We start from the raw sequence: 2,153 nt of genomic DNA, 5'->3' as shown, positions 1-2,153 counted from the left end.
CGGTTGCGGCGGCGAGCGTGCCGTGCAGGCGGCGCGCGAACACGTCCTTGGGCCTGACATCGTGATGCGCCGGCATGATCAGGTGCGGCAGCATGGCCTGTGCCGGCTCGGGCGCGGTCCCCATGAGCCGTTCGAATTCGGAGACGATGCGATCGGGGCCGAGATTCCCTAAGAGATCGAGCTGCGCGCTGCGCGAGATGTCGGCGCGATGATCGGTGAGATTGACGATCTCCCCCTGTTGGGGCCCGTCAATCGCGCTGTGCGGCGTATCGACGAAGCTCTTCAGGGCCTCTGAATGCCAGTGATAGCGTCGTGCCTGCCGCTTGTCGCCGTTCATGCCCTGCTGCACCACCGTCCATTTGCCGTCGGCGGTGACGAAGAAGCCGTGGAGATAGAGGTCGAAGCCGTCCTGCACGGCTGCGCTGTCGACCTTCGCCACCAGGCGGCTTGCGCGGGTCAGCTTTGCGCCGTCGAATCCAACGCGGTCGCCGAGTTGCATCAATTCATCCGGCGTCTTGCGCGAATGCTGGCCGCGGCCGCCGCAGACATAGATACCGAGCTCGTCCTGAAGCGGCCCGAGCCCGCGCTTCAGCGCGCCGATCACGGAGGTCGTGATGCCCGAGGAGTGCCAGTCCATTCCCATGACGGCGCCGAATGACTGGAACCAGAACGGATGAGACAGCCGCTGGAGGAACGCATCGCGGCCATAATGATGCACAATCGCCTGCGTGAGGATCGACCCGAGCGAGGCCATGCGGCTTGCCAGCCACGGCGGAACTCGTCCGGTGTGCAAAGGAAGATCGGCGCTGCCGCTACGTCGAGTCATGACCGCCCCAAACTAGTCCAGTTCGGCAACGGTTGCACCTGTGGAATGCTGCGTTGCACAGGGCGGGGGAGCGAAGCCGGCCGAGAGGCGTTGAGCCGGCTACGCGAATGCAAAGACGGGGACAGCAATGAATTGGCAAGCCCTCATGGCCGACATCGACAGGATGTTCGGCTGGATACCGTCGTGGTTTGTCGGCCTCAGCCTGGTGCTCGGCGCGATTCTGCTGGCTCTTGCCCTCCATCGGCTTGCGGCCTGGCTTCTCAATCGCGCCTTCGGAACTCGTCTCCCGCTCCTCAGCGTGTTCATCGAGCGCACGACGGGCCCAGCTCAGTTGGCGCTGTGTCTTGGCGCGGTCGCATTGGTTTTGCCGCTCGCGCCGCTCGACGACGCGATCCGCACGCCGCTGATGCGGCTGTTCGTGGTGGCGGTCATCGCGCTGATCGGCTGGATCTCGATCCGGATCGTCGACATGAGTGCGGCGCGCTATCTGCAGAACTTTCGCGACGTCACCGAGAATTTCGTCGCCCGCAAGCACGTCACGCAGGTCCGCGTGTTCAAGCGCGTCACCGACACCATCATCGTCATCATCACGGTGTCGACCGCACTGATGACGTTCGACTCGGTCCGGCAATACGGCGTCAGCCTGTTCGCCTCCGCCGGCGCGGCCGGTATCATCGTCGGTCTTGCCGCGCGGCCGCTGCTCAGCAACCTGATCGCGGGCTTGCAGATCGCCATCACCCAGCCGATCCGCATCGAGGACGCGGTGATCATCGAGAACGAGTGGGGATGGGTCGAGGATATCGCCGCGACCTATGTCGTGATCCGGCTGTGGGACTGGCGCCGCATGGTGGTGCCGCTATCCTATTTCATCGAAAAACCGTTCCAGAACTGGACCCGCGACACCGCCTCCCTGATCGGAGTGATCGCGCTTCATGTCGATTATCGTGCCGACGTCCCGCGCATTCGACGCTGGCTGGAAGAGGCGGTGAAGCAGTCCAAGCTCTGGGACGGGGCCGTGGTCAATCTTCAGGTGATCGACGCGGACTCGCGCACCATCGAGCTGCGGGCACTGGTCAGCGCGAGGAACGCGCCGCAGTCGTGGGACTTGCGCTGCGAGATCAGGGAGAAGCTCGTGGCCTTCATTCGTGACGAGATGCCGGAGGCGTTGCCGCGCGAGCGGGCGATCCTGATCCCGTCGGGCGGAGGCGATGATGCCGACTTCATGCGAGGCCCGGCGCCTCCGGAGAAAATGCGGGCGAGTGCGCGCAATTGACTGCCCGCACGCTCAGCCGGCGTGATGAACTTGGACTCGTCGAACGTGACCTTG

The 2,153-nt window shown here is 64.5% G+C and carries 2 protein-coding genes; one reads left to right on the top strand and one right to left on the bottom strand.

Translation table 11 applies throughout. The features are described from left to right. On the bottom strand, positions 1-826 hold an 826-nt coding region (locus tag MOV75_RS35595), incomplete at its 3' end, for a DUF763 domain-containing protein (protein WP_247007676.1). A 127-nt stretch (positions 827-953) separates the two neighbouring features. On the opposite strand from MOV75_RS35595, the gene MOV75_RS35590 reads away from it, so the two are divergent. Further along, the gene (locus MOV75_RS35590) at positions 954-2,099 is read left to right on the top strand and encodes a mechanosensitive ion channel family protein (RefSeq protein ID WP_246932237.1); all 1,146 of its coding nucleotides are present in this window, start codon (positions 954-956) and stop codon (positions 2,097-2,099) included. Positions 2,100-2,153: the final 54 nt, after the last annotated feature.

It is taken from the genome of Bradyrhizobium sp. PRIMUS42 (assembly GCF_023006515.1).
Classification (GTDB): domain Bacteria; phylum Pseudomonadota; class Alphaproteobacteria; order Rhizobiales; family Xanthobacteraceae; genus Bradyrhizobium.
This window is presented reverse-complemented; position numbering and strand designations above follow the sequence as displayed.